This window comes from Vicinamibacteria bacterium (assembly GCA_035570235.1).
In the GTDB taxonomy this organism is placed as follows: Bacteria; Acidobacteriota; Vicinamibacteria; order Fen-336; family Fen-336; genus DATMML01.
Genome location: DATMML010000051.1, coordinates 1 through 22,468, shown reverse-complemented (window position 1 = coordinate 22,468; position 22,468 = coordinate 1). Strand labels below are relative to the sequence as shown.

The window sequence follows — 22,468 nt, the reverse complement described above, 5'->3', positions numbered from 1 at the left end:
CCGAGCGTGTGGCGCGGGAGTGGCCTTTCCGGGACCCTTCCGGTTGCTCCCGCCGGCGATCGCGTCCTAAGATCGAGGTCTCTGGGGTCCACGGGAGGTCACTGATGATGATGATGAAGCGCTTTGGTTTGTTCTCCGGTGTCCTGGCCCTTGCCATCTCCGCCCAAGCCCACGGCGCGGATCGCGGCGAGGCCAAGGCCACGGTCGCGGGTAAGGTCGTCTCGATCGACTACGGCCGACCCAACCTTAAGGGACGGGACATGCTGGCCCAGGCCGAGGTCGGCAAGCCCTGGCGCATGGGGGCCGACGCTCCCACCACCCTCAAGACCGAGGCCGACCTCAGCTTCGGGAGCACGGCCGTACCCAAGGGTGAGTACGTTCTCACCGCCACCAAGCTGGGGGAGGACAAGTGGCAGCTCAACGTCACCAAGGCGGACAAGGAGAAAACCAAGGTGGCGGAAGTCCCGCTCACCCCGTCGAAGCTGCCGGCGAGCGTCGAGGCCCTGACCATCGAGGTCAAGGGCGACAAGAACAAGGGCGAGTTCAGCCTGTCCTGGGGAACCACCGCCCTCAAGACCGACTTCTCGGCCAAGTAGCCCCCCCGCACGTGCGCCCCGCCCCCCGGCAGCGGGCTGCGCTCCCGGGCGATGGCCCGGGGGGCGGGTAGAGGGGGTGCGACACCGCACCCCCTCCCTCAGTGAAGGATCCAGCCCCGGCGGCGGTAGACCCAAAAGCCGACCCGCTCGTGGATGAGGCTGCCGAAGGCGACCAACCGGTCGTCGGCCCGGTCCAAGGTCTCGAGGTCGAAGCGAGTCTCCATCGACGGTGAGGACAGCACCACGATTCCCTCGTGCTCGAGGGCCGCGCAAGCCCGGCGGGAATGGGTGGGCGAGGTGACGACCAGCAGCCGCTTCCAGCCCCGCATGCGGAAGAGAGCACCCACCGCCTCCGCTTCATCGTGGGTGTTGCGAACGGGGCCCACGGTCAGAAGCTCGGTCCGCAGGCCCAGATGATCGAGGATGGGCCGGGCCGCCTCCGCGTAGGACCGCGCCGGCGGCCGCTGCTCGGAGAGGATCAGGCGGGGGGCCAAGCTCTGACCCAGGAGCTCCAGGGCATGGAGGAGGCGGCTCAGGGCGTCCGGGGTAGGCTCGCCGTCGGCCTGGAGACGGGAGGCGAGGACGAAGATCGCATCCGCCCGCCCCACCGGATCACGCCGAGGGAGGCCCTGGGCCAAGAGGGCGCAGAGGGGGGTGAACGCCACCAGTAGCCACAAGCCGACCGCACCCCCGGCGGCCGCCCCGATCAACCCCCGCCACCGCGTGCACCCGATGACGGCCCCCAGGATCCCCCCCCCGACCACGATGAGCGCGCGATCGCCCCAGATCGAGAGCACGGAGAGGAGCTCCAGTTCGTGGGCCACGAGCCCGGTGAGAGCGCCCAGGGCCAGGCCGGTGGCGGCCCGGGGCCAAAATGAGTCAGGGGCGCGATTGGCCATGAGGAGGGCGTGGCATCGCGAGCAGCAGGGGCGGGTGCTCCCGCCGAGCCCTGCCCCCGGGATCCGGAACTCCCCCGCGAGCGATGCCCAAGCCGCGATGCGCGCGAAGAACGGACGTCACCATCCTCCGTCCGCGTTCAAACGATGAACAGGGGCGCGAGCACGAGAGTGATGGTCGAGAGCAGCTTGATGAGCACATGCAGCGAGGGGCCAGCAGTATCCTTGAAGGGATCGCCGACCGTATCGCCCACCACCGCCGCCTTGTGGGCTTCGGACTTCTTCCCGACGACCTGGCCGTCCACGGTGAAGAGCCCCGACTCTATGTACTTCTTCGCGTTGTCCCAGGCTCCCCCGCCGTTGTTCATGACCGTGGCCAAGAGGATGCCGCTGATCGTCCCCACCATGAGCAGCGCCGCCACCGACTCCGCGCCGGTCTGGCCGTAGGGGGACAAGTAGCGGAAGGAAAAGCCAACCGCCACCGGGGTGAGGACGGCAAGGAGCCCGGGAGCCACCATCTCCCGCAGCGCCCCCGCGGTGACGATGTCGACGCAGCGTGCGTAGTCGGGCTTGGAGGTCCCGGCCATGATCCCTGGGTCGGCCTTGAATTGGCGGCGCACCTCGGAGATCACCACTTGGGCCGCCTTCCCCACCGCCCGAATGGCCAGAGCGCTGAAGACAAAGACCAAGGTCGCCCCCAGCAAACCTCCCACGAATACGGGGACCCGGGTGAGGTCTACACGGATCGTGCTCCCGGTGATCTTCTCGACCTCGTCTAGATAGGCCCGGAAGAGCAGGAAAGCGGCGAGAGCGGCGGAGCCGATGGCGTAGCCCTTGGTGAGGGCTTTGGTGGTGTTGCCCACGGCGTCCAGACGGTCGGTCTTCCGCCGGATCTCTTCCGGCTGCTTGGACATCTCGATGATCCCGCCCGCGTTGTCGGTGATGGGCCCGAAGGTGTCCATGGCCAGGATGTAAGCACAAGGAGCGAGCATGCCCATCGTGGCGATGGCGGTTCCGTAGAGACCCGCTCCCGGCACCTCTCCCAGACCCATCTTGCCGCACCAGTATGCAGCCATGAGGGCGGCGGAGATCACGATTACGGGCAGGCCCGTGCACTCGAAGCCCACGGCGAGGCCGGTGATGATGTTGGTGGCGGCTCCGGTCCGGCTGGCCTCGGCAATGGAGCGCACCGGCCGGTACTTGTACTCCGTGTAGTACTGCGTGATCCAGACGAAGGCGTAAGCAGCCAGGATCCCGACGATGCCCGCCAAGAGCAGGTAGGGGCGATGGACGATGGCGCCCGAGCCGGGGGCGGGCCGCAAGAGGGTGAAGACAGACACGCCGAAACCGACCATGGCCAGCACGGTCGTGACCAAGTAGCCGCGGTTCAGGGCGTTCATGGGATCTTCGTCCTCGCGACAGCTGACGGTGAAGACCCCCACGATGGTGGCGATGAGCCCAAAGGCGCGCGCCAAGAGGGGGAAGAGGATCCCCCCCAGCCCGAAGACCGGGAAGAGCGCGATCCCCAGGATCATGGCCCCCACGTTCTCCGCGGCGGTGGACTCGAAGAGGTCGGCCCCGCGGCCCGCGCAATCCCCCACGTTGTCACCCACCAGATCAGCCACCACGGCGGGGTTGCGCGGGTCGTCCTCCGGGATCCCGGCTTCGACTTTGCCCACGAGGTCGGCCCCCACATCCGCGGCCTTGGTGTAGATCCCGCCCCCAAGCTGGGCGAAGAGAGCCACAAAGCTGGCCCCGAAGCCGAAGCCCACGATTTGGAGGGGAACGTGCCGGTAATCGTGCATCCCCCCGAAGAGGTAGAAGAGGCCGCCCACCCCCAGGAGGCTCGTAGCCACCACCGTGAGGCCGCTGACCGCCCCTCCCCGCAGCGCGATCCGCAGGGCTTGGTTGAGGCTGGTCATGGCCGCGGCGGCGGTGCGGATGTTGGCGCGGATAGAGACGAACATCCCGACGTAACCAGCGATAGCCGAGCAGAGAGCACCGATGAGGAACGAGAGGGTCACCTTCCAGAACGTTCCTTCGCCCATCTCCGCGATGTTTTTCACGTCTCGGTCACTGTAGTAGAAGCCGAAGATGGCGGCGGCGGCCACCAGGGAAAGGAGGGCTATCGTTCGGTATTGCCGGGAGAGGAAGGCCTCTGCTCCCTCCCGGATGGCGTCCGATATCGCCCGCATCTCCGGCTTGCCCGTGTCCGCGGCCAGGACTTGCCGGGCCAGGAAAACCGCCACCCCCAGGGAGAGAAGGCTGATTCCCAGGACGAGCGGCAGTACCGATTCGACCTGCATGACGCCTCCGTTTCCAAGCTTGTGCGGGGCTCCGGGCGGATGCCCAATGGAAAGACGCGGGAGATTAAGCCCCCAAGCCCGCGCCCGTCAACCCCGGCGCGAGCGCTCGGGCCTCAGTTCTTGCCGGCCACCGCCCGCGGCCCGGACGCCGCCGCTTCCTCCGCCCGCAGCCGCGCCATCACACTGTGCTTCTTGCCGTAGCCGAAGTAGATGACGAAGCCGATCGCGAGCCAGGCGAAGAGTCGGTACCAGTTCTCCTTGGCCAGGGAGAACATCAGGATGAGGCAGGTCAAGATGCCGAGGATGGGCACCAGGGGATAGAGAGGGGCCCGGAAGGGACGCTCCGCCTCCGGATTTATGACTCTCATGATCAAGACCGCAATGCACACGACCACGAAGGCGAACAGCGTCCCGATGTTGGTGAGATCGGCCAGGGCCCGTAGGGGTAGGAAGGCCGCCCCCAGGGCCACGGCCACGCCCGTGAGGATGGTGGCCTTCCAGGGTGTCCGGTACTTCTCGTGCACGGCGCCGAAGAACGACTCCGGGAAGAGGCCGTCCCTGGCCATGGCCAGCCAGACGCGCGGCTGGCTCAGCATCATGACGAGCAGGACGGAGGTGATTCCCGTCATGGCCCCCACGCTCACCAGAAAGCGAGCCCAGGGGAGACCGACCTGCCGGAAGGCATCCGACACCGGTGTCTCGATGTTGATCTTGTCGTAGGGCACCATCCCGGTCAGGATCGCGGCCACCGCGATGTAAAGGACGGTGCAGATCACCAGGGAGGCGATGATGCCGACGGGGACATCCTTGCGTGGGTTTCGGGCTTCCTCCGCGTGGGTGGAGACCGAATCGAAGCCAATGTAGGCGAAAAAGATCACCGCCGCCCCGGCCAGCATCCCCAGGGGCTCGCCCCCCTTTCCCGTCTGCCCGAAAAGGGTGTGGCCGAAGAAACCCACCCCGGTCAAGCCGTAGGGGGCGAAGGGGTGCCAATTCGCGGGGTTGACGTAGAAGGAACCCACCCCGATCACGAAGAGAACGATGACCACTTTGATGGCCACCATGGTGGTATTGAAGGCCGCGCTCTCCTTGATTCCGATCACGAGAACCCAGGTGACCAGGGCCGCGATACAGATCCCGGGCAGATCGAGCACGCTGCCCGTGCCCACGAAATGGCCGAGCGAGGGATCATAGTCGAAGGGCGAGCTGGAGAGGGCCTTGGGCAGATGCACCCCGAAGACGGCAAGGATGTCCTGAAAGTTCTTCGACCACCCGTGGGCCACTGTCATCGAAGCCACGGCGTACTCCAAGATCAGATCCCACCCGATGATCCAGGCGAACAGCTCGCCCATGGTGGCGTAGGCGTAGGTGTAGGCGGAACCCGCCACCGGCACCATCGACGCGAACTCGGCGTAGCAGAGGGCAGCGAAGATGCAGGCCGTGCCCGAAGCCACGAACGACAGCATGAGCGCGGGGCCGGTGCGGTCGTGGGCGGCTTGGCCGGTGAGCACGAAGATGCCGGTGCCAATCACGGCGCCGATGCCGAGGGCGGAGAGCTGGACGGGCCCCAGGACCCGGCGCAGCCGGTTCTCCCCCTTCATCTCCTCGAGGAGCAGGGCCAGGGGTTTTCGCGCGAACAGCTGGTTGGCCACGAGTCAAGCCTCCGTAGTTCCCGCAAACGACCCGACGCTGAGTCCCAGGGCTCGGTGACCAGCGCGGCCGACAAGAGGCTAGAGCCTAAGCCCGCCCGCTGGCGTCCGTCAACCCGCGACGGCCCCCCCGCGAGGATGCGCTTCCGATTGGATCGCCGGTCAGGAAAGGCTGGCCAAGGATAGGGGATCCGGGGTCAAAAGACAAAGGACCCGGCCCCCGGGGCCGAGGTCCCGGGACCCTAGCCGGGTCAGGAGCGAGAGAGGGACTCAGCTCCCGCTGGGGGCGGTCCTGCCGCTGGCTTCCCCGGCCGCTTCGCCGTCGATCTTGACTTGATTGTCGACGCTGAAGGCCAAGCTCTGGCGAGCGATCGATCCCAGCACCGCCTGCTCGACCGCGCTGCCCACGTAGCCGGTCAACGTGACATGGCCCCGGTCCACGATGATGTGGATCGGGGGATTGGCCTGTTGGGCGTAGCGGAGGAACATCTCGTCCCCATAGATGGAACGGAAGAGGCCGGCCCGCAGCCTTGCGTCAAAGAACGACACCGGTTGGACGGCGATTTCGTTCTTGATCTCGCGCACGCCGGGAACCTTTGCCACTCGGTTCTCTATGTCGCTTCCGCGGTAGGGCTCCCTCACGGAGCCCTGCAACACCACGACGCCTTTCTCCACGCCCAGTTCCACGCTGTCGAAAACCGTAAGGTTCGGATAAAGGAGGATCGCGTCCCTCACCGCCTTGTGGATCTCGCTGTCGGAGCGGGGCTCGGCGGGCATGACCGCGAGCCGGTTGTCCACTACCCTGGCCTCCTTGCGGGCCGCTCTCTCCGCGGCTCGCAAGGCATCGACAGTGGGGGCGGCGCCCGTCAAGATGACGGAGCCGTCCTTCACTTCCACCTGTATGTCGGCGTTTGTTTCGAGTCCGGCTTTGGCGAGTCGGGCTTCCACGCGCCTCCGCAGGGCCTCCTCTTCGGAGAAGGCGGGAGTCGTGCGCAGCACGGAGGCGATCAGGGCCAGCGCCACGAGTCCCCCCCGCCTCATGACCGCGGAACTGCAAAAAAATGTCACGCTCAGGTCTCCTAACGTGCCCCGCCCCCGGCAGGCCCGCATCCAGGGTAAAGCAAGCTTCCTGCCAGGGAGCACGAACGACGAACTCGCGCTAGGGTTGGGCTTGCGGGCAGCGGAAGGGCGGCGGCCGTTCCTATCGTTGGACAGCGCGCGACGCCACCGTCCCTCCCGGAGGACGCCCCTCAGAGATCCTTCAGGATCTCCTCGGGATGGGCAGCGGCGTTCACCTTCGGGTAAGCCTTCTTCACCCGGCCATCCGGCCCGATCAGGTAGCTGATCCGGCGGGCGGTGGGGGCGGTCGCGTCGTCGCAGGCCCCATAGGCGAGGCCCACCGAGCGGGTGGTGTCGCAGAGAAGGGGGAAGTTGAACTCGAACTTCTTGGCGAAGGCGGCGTTGTCGGGAACGGTGTCAAAGCTGATGCCCAGAATCTGGACGCCGCGCTCCTCGTACTGCTTGATTCGGTCGCGGAACCCGCAACCCTCGGCGGTTCAACCGGGGGTGTCGGCCTTGGGGTAGAACCAGAGCACGACCGGGCGCCCCCGATACTGGGAGAGGCGAACCCTCTTCCCCGTGTGATCCTCCACCTCGAAGTCCGGGGCCACCGCCCCTATCTCCAGCATGGCCAGTCCTCCCGCGGGCATTATACGCCCGCGCCTTGACTTGGGCCCCAACTTTACTTTACATTTCAAGCATCATGGGCTTGGTCGGCAGGCGGGCGCTGGTGACGGGCGGGGGGCGGGGTATCGGCCGGGCCACCGCCCTGGCTCTGGCCCGCGCGGGGGTAGAGGTGGCGGTGGCGGCCCGCACGCGGGCGGAGGTCGAAGCGGTGGCGGAGGAGGCCCTCCGCCTCGGGGCACGAGCGCACGCCATCGCGGCCGACGTGGGCCAAGCGGAGGACGTGCGCGCGATGTTCAAGAGCGCGCGTCAGGCTCTGGGCCCCCTCGACATCCTGGTCAATGGCGCGGGCATCGCGCCCTCCGCGCCCCTGGTCAAGACCTCCGACGAGACCTGGGGCGCGGTCCTGGCCGTCAACCTGAGCGGCCCCTTCTTCTGCCTGCGCGAGGCCCTGCCCGAGATGGCACGCAGGGGCTGGGGTCGCGTCATCAACATTGCCTCCATCGCCGGCAAGTCGGCCATGCCCTACATCGCCGCCTATACCGCCAGCAAGCACGGTCTGCTCGGGCTCACTAAGGTGGCGGCCCTGGAGATGGCGCTAAGCGGGGTGACGGTCAATGCCATTTGCCCCGGCTATGTGGACACCTCCATGACCGAGCAGGGGATAACGCGCATCGCGGGGAAGACGGGCCTGTCCAATGGCGAGGTGCGGAAGAAGCTAGAGGAGATGAGCCCCCAGAAGCGGATGGTGAGCGCGGAAGAGGTGGCCGCCCTCGCCCTCTTCCTGTGCGGGGAGGAGGCGCGGGGCATTACCGGCCAGGGCCTCAACGTGGATGGCGGCACGGTGGTCTGATGCCCCTTCTCTCCCCCATCAATCCCGAGTCCCTGGCCCCGCCCCGCGGCTATAGCAACGGGATGAAAGGCACGGGCGAACTATTGTTCGTGGCCGGGCAGATCGGCTGGAACCGCGGAGGACACCTGGTCTCCGACGACCTCGTCGCCCAGTTCGCGCAGGCCCTCGACAACGTACTGGACGTGGTCTGGGCCGCGGGGGGACGGCCGGAGTCGGTGGCCCGGCTCGTCCTCTACGTTACGAACAAGCAGGAGTACCGGGACCGTGCAAAGGCGATCGGCGAGGCCTACCGACATCGGATGGGCAAGCACTTCCCGGCCATGACGCTGGTGGAGGTGAAGTCGCTTTTGGAGGACGACGCCCGGGTGGAGATCGAGGCGGTGGCCCTCATATGAAGACGACCCCCGGCCCGGGCCTGGCCGTCTCCGTCTGGCTGCGCTTGCTCAAAGCCCACGGTCTGATGCTGCCGCGCGTCCGGCGGACCATCCCCCAGCATCTGACCCTGCCCCAGTTCGACGTGCTGGCCCAGCTCTACCGCCGGCCTCCGGGCATGACCCCCGGTGAGCTCACCCGCGAACTCCTGGTCACGGCGGGGAACGTCACCGGCATCGTGGACCGCCTGGCCCGCCGACGGCTGGTGGAGCGACGGCCCGTACCCGAGGACCGGCGGGCGGTCCGGGTCCGCCTCACCTCCCGCGGACACCGAGTGATGGAGCAGGCCATCCCTCGTCACCGACGGGATCTGGAGCTCGTCCTCGCCCCCGTCTCCGCCCCCGACCTTACCCGTCTGCGCGAAGCCCTTCGCTGCCTGATCCACGCCCTGGACGGTCAGGCATGAAGACCCGGAGCTTCCTTTACGGGGAGTCGGGCGGAGTGGCCACGCTCACCCTCAACCGACCCGAGACCTTGAACTCGCTCACCTTTCAAGTCTACCGGGAGCTGACCGACACCTTTCGCGCCTTGGCCGACCGCAAGGACGTTCGGGTCGTGGTCCTGACCGGGACCGGGCGGGCCTTTTGCACGGGCGGGGATGTCAAGGAGATCATCGGCGACCTCCTGCACCGGGACGCCAAGGGCCTGCTGGAGTTCACCCAACTCACCTGCGACCTGATCCGGGCCATGCGCGCCCTCCCCCGGCCCATCGTGGCCTCCCTGAACGGAACGGTGGCCGGGGCCGGCGCGGCCATTGCCCTGGCCGCGGACCTGCGCGTGGCCGCCGACACCGCCCGCATCGCCTTTCTGTTCGTGCGGGTTGGCCTCGCGGGAGCGGACATGGGGGCCGCTCACCTGCTCCCTCGGGTGGTGGGCCTGGGTCGGGCCACCGAGCTGTTGATGACGGGAGACTTCATCGACGCCTCCGAGGCCCTGCGCATCGGCCTCTACAACCGGGTGGTCGCGCCGGAACACCTGGCCGGGGAGACCTCCGCTCTCGTGGACCGCCTCCGCCGGGGCCCCGCCGCCGGTCTCGCCGCCACCAAGCAGTCCCTAAACGAGGAGCTGCACTTGGACCTGGAGTCCGCGTTGGACCGAGAGGCCCGCGTCCAGGCCGAGCTCATGCGGGCCCCCGACTTCCACGAGGGCTTCGCTGCTTTCATGGAGAAGCGCAAGCCGCGGTTCGAGGGCGCCCCGGAATGATCCATCCCGAAATGTTCCCCGCTGGGAGCGGGGGGAAAACGGGCCGGGCACGGGGGCGGGGGGAGGCCCGCTGACGATGGAGGAGCCCTTCCTGGACGACCGCCACCGGCAGCTGGCGGACAAGGTCCGCACCTTCGGGGACAAGCGCCTGCGGGGGGGAGCCGCCGATGAGTCTGATCCCGCTGGTCGCACGCGGGAAATCGTGGCTGCGCTTGCCCGCGCGAAGATCCTGGAAGCAGCGGTGCCCGCGCCGTTCGGGACCATGGACCTGCGCTCGCTGGTAACGGTGCGCGAGGGCCTCGCCTATTTCTCCTCCCTGGCCGACACCGCCTTCGCCATGCAAGGACTCGGCTCCCACCCCCTGAGCCTTGCCGGCACGGATGTTCAGAAAAACCGCTGGCTCCCCGCCGTCTCCGCAGGAGAGGTCCTCTGTGCGTTCGCGGTCAGCGAGCCGGAGGCTGGCTCCGATTTGGCCGCCGTTCGGACACGGGCGGAGCGCGATGGTGCGCTCTGGCGATTGAGCGGGATCAAGACCCTCATCTCAAACGCCGGGATCGCGGGCCTCTACACGGTGCTCGCCCGCAGTTCGGAGTCCCCTGGCTACCGCGGTCTCTCCATGTTTCTGGTCGACGCGGAGGCCCCCCGCCTGACCGTGAAACCCCTCGAGACCATGGCCTCCCATCCCCTCGGCGAGGTCCGCTTCGACGCCACCCCCGCCGTGCTCCTGGGCACCGAGGGCAAGGGCTACACCCTGGCCCTGGCCACCCTCGACACCCTTCGGCCCACCGTAGGGGCGGCCGCCTGCGGTTTAGCCGCACGCGCCTTGGATGAAGCGGTGCGGTGGGCGCTCGGGCGGCGCCAGTTCGGGCACCCCCTGTCCTACTTCCAGGCGACGCAGATGGCCCTCGCCGATATGCACGTGGAACTCACCGCGGCCCGGCTGCTCGTGCGGCACGCGGCCTGGACCAAGGACCGGGGGGCGGAACGGATCGTGCGCGAGGGAGCCGTAGCCAAGCTGGCGGCCACGGAGATGGCCCAGCGGGTGGTGGACCGTGCGGTTCAGATCCACGGCGGCCAGGGCGTGCTGCGGGGGTCCACGGTGGAGCGCCTCTACCGTGAGGTGCGCTCCCTGCGGATCTATGAGGGGACGAGCGAGATCCAGAAGCTCGTGATCGCGGAATCCATCCTGAAGGAGAGCCGCTAGCGCGGCGGCAGGGGGCCGACCATGGGACGAATCGTTGACTTGTGCGGGGAGGTGGCGGCAGCGGCGGACGAGGGCCCCGAGGGCCTAGTCCTCTCCCCGGAGACCTGGGCAGGCTTGAGAGTGGACTGGCGGGACGAGGACATCGAGGATGCCCTCGGCCTCGTCCAGGACTCCCTCCTCCAAGGCGAGCTGGCCGAGGCCGCGGACAGCCTGAGCACCCGCCTGCTCGAGCTCCTGGGGGCATTCGGGGATGCCGGGGCCTTCAAGCGGGCCCAGGCCGGAGAGGCCCGCATCGATCTCGACACCATCGGGCAGCTCACGCGCCGGGTGTCCCGTCTGGAGGAACTCCTGGAGTCCTACCGGGAGGGTGCTCCTCCCGACCGCCGCGGCTTCGACGCCCTTCGGCGTCGCCTCATGGACAGCGGCCTCGAGAGCGAGATGGGAGAGGAGGAGGACGACGAGGACGCAGACTGACGCGCTCACGCCCGATCTCCCGCTGAACGCGGTCGACCCCGAGCGCGCCCGCGCCCGCCTCTTCAGGCCTCTGCCCATCGGAAAAGGGGGCCGGGTCCTGCCCAACCGGATCTGGCTTCCCGCCATGGTCACCTGGCGGGCCACCGAGGATGGGGTGGTGACGGACGCGGTGCGCGAGATTTATCTTCGCTATGCCCTTGGGGCCCCGGGCATGATCGTGCTCGAGGCCATTGGCATCCGGGACGTGGCCAGCGGTCCCCTCCTCCGCCTCAGCCACGACCGCTTCGTACCCGGGCTCAAGGCCCTGGTCGCGGAGATGCGCTTGGCCTGCCGCTCCTTGATCATTCCCCAGATCATCGACTTCCTGAAGGTCGCCGCCCGCAAGACCACCCGCGTCTTCATGGAAGGCATGGTGACGCGGGGGCGGCTCCTCCCGTCGGTACTGGATGTAAGCGACCAGGAGTTCGAGGCCAACCTCGAGACCTATCTGCCCCACCCGCGTCAGCGCCGTGACTTCCTCTTTGGCTACCGGCAGACGGTGGCGGACCTTGACCTCGCGGAGATTCAGCGGATCCCGGGATGGTTCGCGGCGGCGGCCCGGCGCGCCCGGGCCTGCGGCTTCGACGGCGTAGAGCTCCATTTCGCGCACGCCTATACCATCGCCTCCTTCCTGTCCGTGACCAACCCCCGCACCGACCGCTATGGGGGCAGCTTCGAGAACCGGATGCGGCTGGCCCGCGAGGTGATCGAGGAGGTGAGGGGGGCGGTGGGCGAGGACTTCCTCCTGGGCTGCCGGTACCTCGGCTCCGAGGACATCCTGGGCGATGACGGCAAGATTGCGGGCAACGACCTCGAGGAGGCAGAGCGGATTGGGGTCGAGCTGGCCCGGGCCGGCCTCGATTTCCTCTCCATCTCCCGGGGCGGGAAGTTCGACGACGCCCGGCAGCCCCCGATCGGGGAGGCCGTCTACCCCTACACCGGCCACAGCGGGCACAAGTGCATCCCCCGGGACAAGAAGGACCCGGTCGGAGTCAACGCCTACCTGGCCGCGGGAATCCGGGGGGCACTGCGGGGGGCGGGCTTTTCGATCCCCGTAGTCACCGCCGGCAAGATCCACACCTTCGAGCAGGCGGAGTCCATCCTGCGCGAAGAAAAGGCGGACATCGTGGGCATGGCGCGGGCCCTGCTAGCCGACCCCGACTTGCCTCGGAAGTGGCTGGCCGGCGCCGACCTCAACTCGCGGGCGTGCGTGTTCTGCCCGTTCTGCGAGCAAGAGGATCAGCACCACCGGGTGGTGACCTGCACGCTTTGGCCGAAGCCCGAAGACGACCACCGGAAGCGACTGACCCCCGCCGTCTGGCAGCCGGACCGGGCCTTCGACCCGAGGGGAACCTTCCGGAGCCGCTCTCCTGCCTGACGTCGGTGAATGGCGGGCCGCCGCAGGCGGGCGAATCCCCCCGTCACCACTCGGTCGCAGCGCGAGAGGTGGAAGGAGCAGGCATCCGCGGTAACGATCCCGCGCGCGCGAGGAGCTCTTCTCGGAGGAGTCCGCGGGCCCGAAGAAGCCGCGTCTTCACGGTTTCCGGGCTGACCTTTAAGCAGTCCGCGGTCTCGGCCATGCTCAGGCCCTCCACCTCGCGGAACACGAAGAGGGAGCGGTATCTTCCGGGAAGGGGTCGATCGCGACCTCCGAGAGCCTCCGCAACTCGCCGGTCAGGGCCTGCCGAGATGGCGCTGGAGTTGATCGGAGCGCTTGACTGAAAGCGACGCCCGGCAGCCGGTTGCGACCCGAGCAGAGGCTGCCCATGACCTATTGGACCGGACTCGGCGTCGGTTCGTGGTACCGTGACATCCTGACTCGCCCACATGACGGGCGCTACGGCCAGGAGGGCCGAAAATAAAGCACGTGAAGGTCGAGACCCCCGCCGACGTTTGGCGGACGCCGCGGGAAGCGTGAACGGCGCGTCGAAGAGGCCGACTCCGAACCATCGACTGACGAGGCACCAAAGGGAGGGGGCCGACCGCCCTCCCGTGCACGCCTGCTCCGCCTCCGTGTAGACTTGGGGGGGCATGAGACTCGGCCTGAGCCTGGTGGCCTGTCTGTTGCCCGTTGCGGCCTTCGCCGGGGACATCGAACTCGCCGGTTATGTCGGGCCGGCCGTGCCCTTCTACGATCAGACCTTCCGCTATGACCCGGGCACTCTGGTCCCTCCCTTTCGTGGCGTCACCATTCAGCAGCAGGGCGTCTTCTCGCTCGAGGCCAAAGGCGGGCTCGCTTTCGGCGGCGGACTCGCCTGGTACTTCCTAGGCCCGGTAGGGTTGGAAGCTCGAATCGACACCGCGGGCGCGGACGTGCGCACGACGGGCGCGCGTTACCAGGTGAGCGTGGCCCTTCCCGCCCCCCTCCCCCCTCTTTCCAGCGATCTGGACCTGGGCACAGGGACCGTGAACTTGGACCGGCTCCGCCCCCTCTCGCTGAACGTGAAGATCCGGACGCCCGGCTCGGTTCGACTCACCCTGTCCGGGGGAGCCAGCTACCTCCCGGCCTTCGGCTTCGGGGTCACGCAGACCGTGGGGCTGGGTGTCACCGGCCTGGGCCGGAGTTTTCAAATCGACGTCGCGACCCTCGCTTTTCGGGCCCAGAATGTGGACGAGGGTCACTGGGGCTGGAATGTGGGAGGGGGCGGGCAAGTCAAGCTGGCGCCCCACGTCGCCCTCCTTGCGGAGGGCCGCTATTTCCAATTCGGCGAGGAACGCCTCAACTGGGGCCGGGCCGACCCGCGCCCCCTCTCTGGGTTCGAGGAGGCTCTGCTGCACGAAGTTGAGCGCCGCCTGCCCCCGGTGGTCTTTGCTCCCAAGTTCTTCCAGGTCACGGCGGGCATAGCCGTGGGTTTTTGATGGCGGCGGGGACGGCCCGAGAGCGCCTGGTCGCCCAGCTCCAGCTCGCCTACTCCGGCGAGCTGGCCGCCGGATACGCCTACCGTGGGCACTGGCATTCGCTCCGGGACGTCGCGGAGCGGACGCGCATCCGGGAGATCGAGGAGGAAGAGTGGCACCACCGGCAGCTGGTAGGGGACATGCTCCGTGGTCTCGAGGCAGGCCCGCGCGCGGTCCGCGAGCTGGTCTTTTTCATCATCGGGCGGACCCTGGGCACCGCGTGTCACCTCGTGGGCTGGCTCCTGCCCATGTACGGAGCCGGGCGGCTGGAGAGCAGCAACGTAAAGGAGTACGAAGACGCCGCCCTCTACGCTCGCGACTGCGGTCATCCCGAACTCATCGACTGCCTGCTGACCATGGCCGAAGTGGAATGGGAACACGAACGGTATTTCCGGGAGAAAACGGTCGGGCATCCCTGGAGTAAGTACTTGCCCCGCTGGCGGATTCCCGGTCCCAAGGAAAGCATCCGCGGCCCCTTCCCCGGCTTCCGGCCGGGGGATCAGCCGGTCCCTGCGCCTCCCGCACCCCCCGCCGGGGATGAAACCAGGACGGCCACCCCGAGCTAGCCGAGCCCGACGACCCCTCCTGGCGGGGGCCACGGATCGGGCAGCGGTAGACGCCCCCCCCGCCCGATGTAGAATCCGGAACCTGTCGTTTCCACGCGGTCCCGACCCCACGCGGAGGGGATCTGATGCGGCTTCGAGCCATCGTCCTGACCCTTGGCGGCCTGAGCCTTCTGCCATTCTCTTGGGAGCCCACCCGGGGTGACCAAGGCCCCTTATTCAAGCTGCCTCCGCTGGAGGCGTCGTATCCCCTGCCGCCCCTGCCCGTGCACTCCGCACGGAATGCCAACTACACGATCGAGGCCCGCCTCCTGCCTAGGGCGCACACGATCGAGGGTCATCTGGTGCTCGAGTGGCGGAACACCAGCGACTCCACTCTCGCCACCTTCCCGTTCCACCTCTACTGGAACGCCTTCCGCAACAACCTCTCCACCTCCGCCCGCGGCCAAGGACGCCGGGCGGCCCGCCCGGGTCCGGAATCGGAGGGCGACCGCCGCTTCGGCTACATCCAGGTCCGCTCCATCCGCCTCCTTGGCGAGCACGCCGAGGACCTCACAGCGAGTCTCCACTACATCCAGCCCGACGACGGGAACCCCGAGGACCGGACGGTGATGGAGGTCTCCGCGAAGACCCCCCTCGCGCCCGGGGCCACCGCCCGCTTCGAGGTCGAGTGGACAGCGCGTATCCCCTACGGCAACGTGGGCCGCGCGGGCTGGGTCCACGACTATCACTTCATCGTCCAGTGGTTTCCCAAGATCGGCGTCTACTGGAAAGGAGGCTGGAACTGTCACCAGTTTCACGCCACCACCGAGTTCTTCGCCGACTACGGTGTCTACGACGTCCGTTTGACCTTGCCCCGGGGCTACGTGGTCGGCGCCACCGGCCTGCGTAAGGACCGCACGGAGAACCCGGATGGGACCGAGACCCTGCGCTACGTGCAGGAGGACGTGCACGACTTCGCGTGGACCGCCAGCCAGCGTTTTCTGGAGCGCACGAGCCGGTTCGCGGACCCCGGTTACCCCCCGGTGGACATCCGGCTTCTCGTCCAGCCCGAGCACGCCCACCTGGCCGAGCGCTACCTCGAGGCCACGAAGATCGCCTTGCGCAGCCACGGGGCCTGGTCCGTCCCCTACCCTTACCCGCAGCTCACGGTGGTGGACCCGGCCTGGGGATCCGCCTCGGGGGGAATGGAGTACCCCACCCTCTTCACGGGGGGCGCTTACGTCTGGGCCCCCCCCGCCCTCCAGAGCCCGGAGGGGGTGACGATCCACGAGGCAGGTCACCAGTTCTGGTACGCCCTGGTGGGCAACAACGAATTCGAAGAGGCCTGGCTCGACGAGGGCTTCAACACATATCACACCACCGAGGGCGCGTTCTTCGCCCTCGGCCCTCGGGGGTGGGGGCATCGCTACTTCGGTCCCCAGGCCGGACGCGGCGCCCGCAGCGGCTGGCCGGTGGTGGCCCCGGGGGTTTGGATCGGGCGGGGGCAGGAGGATCTCTCCGGCCTGCGTCGGACGGGGCGGAGCGACCTGATGGTCCGGCGGGCTTGGGAGTACCGAAGCGCGGACTCCTACCGCGTCAACTCCTACGGCAAGCCTGCGCTCACCCTGCAGACCCTGGAGGCCCTCCTCGGCGACGAGACCATGACCCGCGTCCTTCGCACGTACGCCCGGAGATTCACTTTCGGGCACCCCACGACCGAGGACTTCATATCCACCGTCAACGAAGTCACCGGCCAGGACTACCGCTGGTTCTTCGACCAAACCTGGTTCTCGAGTGACCTTTGCGACTACGCCATTTCCGTGGAGAACAAGCCGCAGCGAGTCCTCGAGGGATTCAAGGATGGTCCGGAGGGTGTTCCCGTCCTCGTCCCCGGGGGCGGGAAGAAGAAGGGCCAGGGCCCCTACGACTCCGAGGTCACGGTCCGTCGCCTGGGCGGGGTCAAGCTGCCGGTGGAGGTGCTCGTGGAGTTCGCGGACGGGCGGAGGGTGAACGAGACCTGGGACGGCCAATATCGATGGAAGCGCTTCTCCTACCACGGGCCGGCCAAGGTGGTGCGGGCGGTCGTCGATCCCCAGGGCAAGCTCGTCATCGACGTTAACCCCGCCAATAACACGTGGGTGGAGGAGGAGGGCACCGCCCGCCGCGCGGCCCTCAAGTGGTCGGCACGCTGGATGTTCTGGCTCCAGAACCTGCTGGAGCTGCACTCCATCCTCGGGTGAGCGCCATGATCGACGCCCTGCGGGAGGGTTTCCGGGCCGTGCGGCGGAACAGTGGCCTCGCCGTCTTGCTCCTCGTCATCAACCTCGGCCTCGCGGCTGTGCTGGCCGTCCCCTTGGCCGGGGTCTTGGAGCGGGATCTCCACCAAACCGACGCCGGCGCGAACATGATGTACGGATTCGACTACGCCTGGTGGAGCCACTGGTGGGACGAGCAGAAGGGCTGGACGGGGAGCTTCGGGCCCGAGATTTTTGGAGCGGGGTTCGCTTTTCGGAACCTGGAGCTTCTTCTCCAGGGAGACCTGCCCGCCCGCCTCTTCTCGGCCCGACGGGAGGAGAACGGCGATGAGCCGGACCCGGCCAACCCCCGCGCCGTCGATCCCGTCATCCTCGGCTTGGGCGTCGTCTACCTCCTCCTTCAAACCTTCCTGACGGGCGGTCTGCTCGGCGTTTTCCGCGCTCCCCAAGGAGGCTGGACGATCCGCGGCCTTCTTCACGGCTCCGGTTTCTATTTTGGCCGCTTCCTCCGGCTTGCTCTTCTCGCCCTCCTTGCTGCCGGCCTCGTCTTCGGCCTGAACGGGCCCCTCGCACGCTGGGTCGACGGTCAAGCGCGGGAGACGGTGTCGGAACGGGCCGCCCTCGCCTGGTCGCTGGGACGGTACGGTTTGCTGCTGCTGGCCCTGCTCTTCGTGCATATGGTCTCCTCGTACGCGAAGGTGGCGATGGTGGTGGAGGAGCGTTCGAGCGCCCTTCTGGCCTTCCTGTCCTCCATCTCCTTTTGCCTGCGCAACTTGGGGCGCGCGGCCGGCCAGTACGTGACGGTGGGCGTCCTGGGCGGGCTTCTGATCTTGGTTTGGAATGCGGTGGACAGCCGGTGGGAGACGGTGGGCTACCGGACACAGCTCGTCACCTTGGCCCTGGGCCAGGTCTTCGTGCTGTTCCGGATTGGCCTCCGCCTCTCCCTCCTGGCCTCCCAGGTGGCGCTCTATCGCCGCTTCTCGAGCGGCTCTTGACGGGGATCCTCCCGATCGAACTGGTCTAAAATCCACAAGGTCGTGGTTCGACCCCAGACTGCCCCATGCCTCTCGACTCCCAGTCGTTCCGAAGGGCCCTCGGCCAGTTCGCGAGCGGCGTCACGGTGGTGACCACCCGCGACGCCGCCGGCCGGCCCCAGGGGCTCACGGTGAGCGCCTTCTGTTCGGTGAGCCTCGAGCCCCCGCTCGTCCTCGTATGCGTGGACCGGCGCTCCGAGGTGAACCCGGGACTGCTCACCTCCGGCCTGTTCGGGGTCAGCGTTCTGGCCGAGGACCAGGAGCCGATGTCGCGCCGCTTCGCGGGGGGCGGGGACGAGAAATTCAGCGGGCTCTCCCTGCTCGCGGGAGAGAGCGGCGTGCCCCTCCTCCCGGGCGCCCTCGTCCACATCGAGTGCCGCGTGGCCTCGGCCCATGTGGGCGGCGATCACACCATCTACTTGGGGGAGGTCCTCCGGCTGGCAGTGTCGCCCGGCCGTCCCCTGCTCTACCATGGCAGTTCATACCGCCGCCTGGACCCGGAACGTTGAGGGCGGCGGCTGGCGGAGGCCGCTGCGATCGAGTATAAAGGGGCGCTAATTGGAATCACCGCCTTAGAACCCCTGAAAAGCCTGGAAAGGAGCGAAGGAAGACCCATCCTTCGAGGACCATGCCTGAGAACATCGTGATCTCCGAGATGACCTGGACCGAGGTGGAGCAGGCGATGAAGGACCGCCCGGTCGCCCTCCTACCCGTGGGCGCCACCGAGGCCCATGGCCCCCACCTCCCCGTCTCCACCGACACCGTGATCGCCACCGAGATGGCACGCCGGGGGGCAGCCAAGCTGAAGGAGCGCGGCATCCCCTCCCTCATCCTGCCCCCGGTCGCTTTTACGGTAGCCGACTACGGGGCCGAATTCCCTGGGACCATCACCGTGTCTCCAGACACCGCGGCGGCCCTGCTGAGGGACCTCTGCGTGGGCACGGCCAAGCGATTCCGAGCGGTCGCTCTCTGCAACATCCACCTTGAGCCGGGGCACCTGGAGTCCGTCAGGAAAGGTGTAGAGGAGGCGCGGAAGGTGGGAGCCAGTGTCTGCTTCACGGACCTCACCAAGAAGCGCTGGGCGGAGCAGCTAGGCGAAGCCTTCCTGGCCGGGGACCACGCGGGGGCCTTTGAGACCTCGCTCATGATGGCGGCTGCCCCCGACATGGTCCGGGAGAAGACCCGCATCAGCCTTCCGCCTATGGACGGGCTCATGCCCGCGCTCAAGAAAGGCGCCAAGACCTTCGCGGAGGCGGGGGGCGAGGATGCGTACTTCGGCGACCCCACCGCGGCCTCGGCGGAGGAAGGGGAGAACCTATTCGAGGCCCTCTCGGAGATCCTCGCCCTCTCCGTAATGGAGCACCTGGGAAGCAAGGCCTAGCGCCTGACCTTGTTCACAACCTCGATCCTCGTCCGTTTCGGAGACCTTGATGGCGCGGGGATCGCCTACTACCCCAACCTCGTGAACTTTCTCCATGAATCCTTCGAGGACTTCTTCACCGGCCACGTGGGCCGCCCCTATCCCGAGGTCTTCAAAGGGGGCCTGGGCCTGCCCACGGTCAAGGTGGAGATGGAGTTCTTCGCCCCCGTCCACTACGGAGACCGCGTGGACGTGGGCGTGGTGGTGGAGCGAGTGGGGACCTCTTCCGTGCAGATCCGGTATGAAGGCTCGGTTCAGGGGAAGCCGGTCTTCCGCGCCCGCAACACCGCCGTGATCGTGGACATGAAGACCTTCAAGCCGACGGCCATCCCAGCCTGGCTGCGCGAGCGCCTCCAGGCGGCCATGGAAGCTCCGGCCGCCCAGCCCGCCTCCTGAGAGCGCCATCCCATGCAGGCTCCGAACGGACCCATTATCGAGGCTCGCGCGGTCGAGAAGTTCTTCGCCGGCCCCGACGGGCACCGCATCCAGGTCATCGCGCCCACCGACCTCGCGGTGGAGGCGGACAAGATCGTGGCCGTCCTCGGGCCCTCCGGCTCCGGCAAGTCCACGCTCTTGCGCATCCTGGCCGGCCTCGCCGCTCCCTCCGCGGGCGAGGTCCTCTGGCACGGCGCCGCCCTGCGCACCCAAGTTCCCAACGTGGCCGTGGTCTTCCAAAGCTTCGCGCTCTTCCCCTGGTTGACCGTGATCGAGAACGTGGAGGCGCCGCTGATGGCCCTCGGCCTGCGCCCAATCGAGAGGCACAAGCGCGCCCTGCGCATCCTGAACACGGTCGGGCTGGACGGTTTCGAGGGCGCCTACCCGAAGGAACTGTCGGGAGGCATGAAGCAGCGGGTTGGTTTTGCGCGGGCCCTGGTCGTGCAGCCCGAGGTGCTCTTCATGGACGAGCCCTTTTCCAACCTCGACGTGCTGACCGCGGAGACCCTGCGCGACGAGCTGATGGATCTCTGGCTCGACAAGAAGATCCCCACCCGTGCCATTTTCATGGTGACCCACAACATCGAGGAGACGGTGCTGCTCGCGGATAGGGTGGTCCTCTTCGGAAGCAACCCCGGGCGCATCCGGGCTAGCATCGTGGTGGACCTACCCCGGCCCCGTGACCGCAAGGCCCCTCGGTTCCTGGAGCTCGTGGACCATACCTATCGGATCCTGACCCAACCGGAGACGGTCCGCGCGCAACCCACTCCCGCCGCCGGCCCCGCCCGCGAGCGCTACCCGATGATCCCCCACGCTCGGCCGGGCGGGGTCTCGGGACTGCTCGAGATCCTCTCCGACCGCGGCGGGCGGGACGACGTCTACCGCATTGCCGAAGACCTGGTGATGGAGGCAGACGACCTCCTGCCCATCCTGGATGCGGCGGCCCTGCTCGGCTTCGTGCGGGTGAGCGAGGGCGACGTCGAGATCACCCCCGAGGGACGGGCTTTTGCGGAGGCGGAGAAGGACACCCGAAAGGCCCTGTTCCGGGAGGCCGCTCTCCAGCGCGTCCCCCTGCTGCGGCAGATCGATCGCGCGCTCCGGGCCAAGGCGGACCGCACTCTCCCCGAGGAGTTCTTCCACGACCTCCTCGATGAGCACTTCTCGGAGGAGGAGGCCCGGCGCCAGCTCGACACCGCCATCCACTGGGGCCGCTACGCCGGGTTCCTGGACTACGACGCGGACCGGGGACGGCTTTTTCTGACCGAGGCTTGAGCAGGGGCCGGTGCGTCGCCTAATCCCCTGGGGGACCCGCGGACCGGCGGATTCGCGGGCTTGGTTCGCCGACCCCCTGGTCTTTGCCTGCGGCCTCGCTCTTTTCTACGGAGTCATCGCCCTCGCCCAGCGCTGGCTCGCCCCCTTTGTGCCCGGGCCCGAGATCTCCCTTGACCCCCGGAGGCTCCCCCTCTACGCCGGCTATTCCCTCCTGCGAATGGCCCTCGCCTATGTGCTGAGCCTGGGCTTCGCCCTCGTCTACGGCTACTTGGCCGCCACCCGACCCCGCCTCGAGCGGTTCATGATCCCGGCCCTCGACGTGCTGCAGTCCATCCCGGTGCTGAGCTTCCTACCCGGGGTGGTCCTGGCGATGGTCGCGCTCTTCCCGCACCGGGAGATCGGGGTGGAGCTCGGCTCCATCGTGCTCATCTTCACGGGCCAGGTCTGGAACCTCGCCTTCGGGTTCTATTCCTCCGTCAAGTCCATCCCCCGGGACCTGGAGGAGGCAGCCTACGTCTGCCACTTCGGACGCTGGCAGCGGTTCAGCCGGCTGGTGCTCCCCCACGCCGCCATCGGCCTTGTCTGGAACTCGATGATGTCCGTGGCCGGAGGCTGGTTCTTCCTGATGGCTTGCGAGATGTTTGTCCTGGGCAGCCGCGACTTCCGGTTGCCCGGCCTGGGCTCGTACCTGCAGACCGCGGCCAGCGCCGGGGACATGCGCCACATCCTGTGGGGCCTTCTCGTGCTCGTCGCCGTCATCGTCCTCCTAGACCTCTTGATCTGGCGCCCCCTCATCACCTGGGCCGACCGTTTCAAGATCGAGCAGGTTCAGGCCGTGACCCAGCCCCATGCGCCGGTCCTGGAGCTTCTGCGCCGCTCCTCCGCGGTGGCCTGGTTCAAGCGGCGGGTCACGGGCCCCATAGACGCCCGCCTGCTCGCCTGGCTCCCCGCATCCACCGTCCTTCCCGCCTCCGTCCCCATCCAACCGCGGGGACGCCGCGTCCTCAACCGGGTCGTGGGGGCCGTGTTCCTGGCCCTGGTCGCCTACGCCATATTCCGGGCCGTCCTCCTCTTGGCCCAGTTGTCCCGCGCCGACCTGCTGGAGATCGCGGCCGGCACGGGGGCGACCTTCGTGAGGGTTCTGATCGCGCTCGTGCTGGGCCTGGCCTGGACCGTCCCCGTGGGCGTGCGCATCGGCCTCTCCCCCCGCCTCGCCCGGCTTGCCCAACCCCTAGCCCAAGTGGCGGCATCCATCCCCGCCACCGCGCTTTTTCCGA

General features: G+C 68.0%; 23 protein-coding genes. 17 read left to right on the top strand and 6 right to left on the bottom strand.

Annotated elements, in window-relative coordinates:
• Positions 1–104 precede the first annotated feature (104 nt).
• Positions 105–596, top strand: coding sequence for a DUF2911 domain-containing protein (locus tag VN461_09670; protein ID HXB55038.1), 492 nt, complete (start codon positions 105–107; stop codon positions 594–596).
• Between the two features lie 98 nt (positions 597–694).
• Here VN461_09670 and VN461_09665 read toward each other — a convergent pair whose 3' ends face one another.
• The 5 genes from VN461_09665 to VN461_09645 all read right to left on the bottom strand — a co-directional run bounded on the left by VN461_09665 (position 695) and on the right by VN461_09645 (position 7,132).
• Positions 695–1,495, bottom strand: coding sequence for a YdcF family protein (locus VN461_09665; GenBank protein HXB55037.1), 801 nt, complete (start codon positions 1,493–1,495; stop codon positions 695–697).
• Positions 1,496–1,632: 137 nt separating this feature from the next.
• Complete coding sequence (locus VN461_09660; GenBank protein HXB55036.1) at positions 1,633–3,798, bottom strand: sodium-translocating pyrophosphatase; 2,166 nt, start codon at positions 3,796–3,798, stop codon at positions 1,633–1,635.
• Positions 3,799–3,911: 113 nt separating this feature from the next.
• The gene (locus VN461_09655; GenBank protein ID HXB55035.1) at positions 3,912–5,396 is read right to left on the bottom strand and encodes an amino acid permease; all 1,485 of its coding nucleotides are present in this window, start codon (positions 5,394–5,396) and stop codon (positions 3,912–3,914) included.
• Positions 5,397–5,714: 318 nt separating this feature from the next.
• Entirely contained in the window at positions 5,715–6,512 is a 798-nt protein-coding gene (locus VN461_09650) for a BON domain-containing protein (protein ID HXB55034.1), read from the bottom strand.
• A gap of 182 nt (positions 6,513–6,694) precedes the next feature.
• Complete coding sequence (locus tag VN461_09645; GenBank protein ID HXB55033.1) at positions 6,695–7,132, bottom strand: peroxiredoxin; 438 nt, start codon at positions 7,130–7,132, stop codon at positions 6,695–6,697.
• A gap of 74 nt (positions 7,133–7,206) precedes the next feature.
• Between VN461_09645 and fabG the strand changes: the two genes are divergently transcribed.
• The 7 genes from fabG (at position 7,207) to VN461_09610 (ending at position 12,710) form a co-directional block, all read left to right on the top strand.
• On the top strand, positions 7,207–7,980 hold the full coding sequence (gene fabG, locus VN461_09640; GenBank protein ID HXB55032.1) for a 3-oxoacyl-ACP reductase FabG: 774 nt from the start codon (positions 7,207–7,209) through the stop codon (positions 7,978–7,980).
• The gene (locus tag VN461_09635) at positions 7,980–8,375 is read left to right on the top strand and encodes a RidA family protein (protein HXB55031.1); all 396 of its coding nucleotides are present in this window, start codon (positions 7,980–7,982) and stop codon (positions 8,373–8,375) included. Before fabG ends, VN461_09635 begins: the two co-directional genes overlap by 1 nt.
• Positions 8,372–8,818, top strand: coding sequence for a MarR family transcriptional regulator (locus tag VN461_09630; GenBank protein ID HXB55030.1), 447 nt, complete (start codon positions 8,372–8,374; stop codon positions 8,816–8,818). The genes VN461_09635 and VN461_09630 overlap by 4 nt, the downstream gene beginning before the upstream one ends.
• Positions 8,815–9,615, top strand: a complete 801-nt coding sequence (locus tag VN461_09625) for an enoyl-CoA hydratase family protein (protein HXB55029.1) — start codon at positions 8,815–8,817, stop codon at positions 9,613–9,615. The genes VN461_09630 and VN461_09625 overlap by 4 nt, the downstream gene beginning before the upstream one ends.
• Positions 9,616–9,691: 76 nt before the next feature.
• A complete protein-coding gene (locus VN461_09620) occupies positions 9,692–10,819 on the top strand; it encodes an acyl-CoA dehydrogenase family protein (protein ID HXB55028.1) in 1,128 nt (375 codons plus the stop codon).
• Between the two features lie 21 nt (positions 10,820–10,840).
• Complete coding sequence (locus VN461_09615) at positions 10,841–11,293, top strand: hypothetical protein (GenBank protein HXB55027.1); 453 nt, start codon at positions 10,841–10,843, stop codon at positions 11,291–11,293.
• On the top strand, positions 11,187–12,710 hold the full coding sequence (locus VN461_09610) for an NADH:flavin oxidoreductase (protein ID HXB55026.1): 1,524 nt from the start codon (positions 11,187–11,189) through the stop codon (positions 12,708–12,710). Before VN461_09615 ends, VN461_09610 begins: the two co-directional genes overlap by 107 nt.
• Before the next feature lie 43 nt (positions 12,711–12,753).
• Here the strand turns inward: VN461_09610 and VN461_09605 are convergent, their stop codons facing one another.
• On the bottom strand, positions 12,754–13,161 hold the full coding sequence (locus VN461_09605) for a sigma factor-like helix-turn-helix DNA-binding protein (protein HXB55025.1): 408 nt from the start codon (positions 13,159–13,161) through the stop codon (positions 12,754–12,756).
• Between the two features lie 202 nt (positions 13,162–13,363).
• Here VN461_09605 and VN461_09600 point away from each other — a divergent pair, with 202 nt between their 5' ends.
• The 9 genes from VN461_09600 to VN461_09560 all read left to right on the top strand — a co-directional run.
• Positions 13,364–14,191, top strand: coding sequence for an outer membrane beta-barrel protein (locus VN461_09600; protein HXB55024.1), 828 nt, complete (start codon positions 13,364–13,366; stop codon positions 14,189–14,191).
• The gene (locus VN461_09595; GenBank protein HXB55023.1) at positions 14,191–14,796 is read left to right on the top strand and encodes a demethoxyubiquinone hydroxylase family protein; all 606 of its coding nucleotides are present in this window, start codon (positions 14,191–14,193) and stop codon (positions 14,794–14,796) included. The genes VN461_09600 and VN461_09595 overlap by 1 nt, the downstream gene beginning before the upstream one ends.
• 125 nt (positions 14,797–14,921) lie before the next feature.
• Positions 14,922–17,015, top strand: a complete 2,094-nt coding sequence (locus VN461_09590; GenBank protein HXB55022.1) for a M1 family metallopeptidase — start codon at positions 14,922–14,924, stop codon at positions 17,013–17,015.
• 5 nt (positions 17,016–17,020) lie between these two features.
• Entirely contained in the window at positions 17,021–18,025 is a 1,005-nt protein-coding gene (locus VN461_09585) for a hypothetical protein (protein HXB55021.1), read from the top strand.
• 65 nt (positions 18,026–18,090) lie between these two features.
• The gene (locus VN461_09580) at positions 18,091–18,573 is read left to right on the top strand and encodes a flavin reductase family protein (GenBank protein ID HXB55020.1); all 483 of its coding nucleotides are present in this window, start codon (positions 18,091–18,093) and stop codon (positions 18,571–18,573) included.
• Positions 18,574–18,692: 119 nt separating this feature from the next.
• Positions 18,693–19,445: a creatininase family protein gene (locus tag VN461_09575; GenBank protein ID HXB55019.1), complete on the top strand. Its 753-nt coding sequence runs from the start codon at positions 18,693–18,695 to the stop codon at positions 19,443–19,445.
• Between the two features lie 9 nt (positions 19,446–19,454).
• Positions 19,455–19,880, top strand: coding sequence for a thioesterase family protein (locus VN461_09570; GenBank protein HXB55018.1), 426 nt, complete (start codon positions 19,455–19,457; stop codon positions 19,878–19,880).
• A 12-nt stretch (positions 19,881–19,892) separates the two neighbouring features.
• Positions 19,893–21,191: a nitrate/sulfonate/bicarbonate ABC transporter ATP-binding protein gene (locus VN461_09565; protein ID HXB55017.1), complete on the top strand. Its 1,299-nt coding sequence runs from the start codon at positions 19,893–19,895 to the stop codon at positions 21,189–21,191.
• 10 nt (positions 21,192–21,201) lie between these two features.
• Positions 21,202–22,468, top strand: a 1,267-nt coding sequence (locus VN461_09560) for an ABC transporter permease subunit (protein HXB55016.1), incomplete at its 3' end; no start/stop codon positions are given.

Excerpts from the sequence above, each read along its gene's own strand:
- VN461_09630 (HXB55030.1), top strand. The coding sequence starts at position 8,372 with ATGAAGACGACCCCCGGCCCGGGCCTGGCCGTCTCCGTCTGGCTGCGC.
- VN461_09595 (HXB55023.1), top strand. The coding sequence starts at position 14,191 with ATGGCGGCGGGGACGGCCCGAGAGCGCCTGGTCGCCCAGCTCCAGCTC.
- VN461_09620 (HXB55028.1), top strand. The coding sequence starts at position 9,692 with ATGGAGGAGCCCTTCCTGGACGACCGCCACCGGCAGCTGGCGGACAAG.
- VN461_09600 (HXB55024.1), top strand. The coding sequence starts at position 13,364 with ATGAGACTCGGCCTGAGCCTGGTGGCCTGTCTGTTGCCCGTTGCGGCC.
- VN461_09580 (HXB55020.1), top strand. The coding sequence starts at position 18,091 with ATGCCTCTCGACTCCCAGTCGTTCCGAAGGGCCCTCGGCCAGTTCGCG.
- VN461_09670 (HXB55038.1), top strand. The coding sequence starts at position 105 with ATGATGATGATGAAGCGCTTTGGTTTGTTCTCCGGTGTCCTGGCCCTT.
- VN461_09605 (HXB55025.1), bottom strand. The coding sequence starts at position 13,161 with ATGTGGGCGAGTCAGGATGTCACGGTACCACGAACCGACGCCGAGTCC.
- VN461_09565 (HXB55017.1), top strand. The coding sequence starts at position 19,893 with ATGCAGGCTCCGAACGGACCCATTATCGAGGCTCGCGCGGTCGAGAAG.
- VN461_09575 (HXB55019.1), top strand. The coding sequence starts at position 18,693 with ATGCCTGAGAACATCGTGATCTCCGAGATGACCTGGACCGAGGTGGAG.
- VN461_09625 (HXB55029.1), top strand. The coding sequence starts at position 8,815 with ATGAAGACCCGGAGCTTCCTTTACGGGGAGTCGGGCGGAGTGGCCACG.
- VN461_09635 (HXB55031.1), top strand. The coding sequence starts at position 7,980 with ATGCCCCTTCTCTCCCCCATCAATCCCGAGTCCCTGGCCCCGCCCCGC.
- VN461_09590 (HXB55022.1), top strand. The coding sequence starts at position 14,922 with ATGCGGCTTCGAGCCATCGTCCTGACCCTTGGCGGCCTGAGCCTTCTG.
- VN461_09655 (HXB55035.1), bottom strand. The coding sequence starts at position 5,396 with ATGAAGGGGGAGAACCGGCTGCGCCGGGTCCTGGGGCCCGTCCAGCTC.
- VN461_09585 (HXB55021.1), top strand. The coding sequence starts at position 17,021 with ATGATCGACGCCCTGCGGGAGGGTTTCCGGGCCGTGCGGCGGAACAGT.
- VN461_09665 (HXB55037.1), bottom strand. The coding sequence starts at position 1,495 with ATGGCCAATCGCGCCCCTGACTCATTTTGGCCCCGGGCCGCCACCGGC.
- VN461_09615 (HXB55027.1), top strand. The coding sequence starts at position 10,841 with ATGGGACGAATCGTTGACTTGTGCGGGGAGGTGGCGGCAGCGGCGGAC.
- VN461_09660 (HXB55036.1), bottom strand. The coding sequence starts at position 3,798 with ATGCAGGTCGAATCGGTACTGCCGCTCGTCCTGGGAATCAGCCTTCTC.
- fabG (HXB55032.1), top strand. The coding sequence starts at position 7,207 with ATGGGCTTGGTCGGCAGGCGGGCGCTGGTGACGGGCGGGGGGCGGGGT.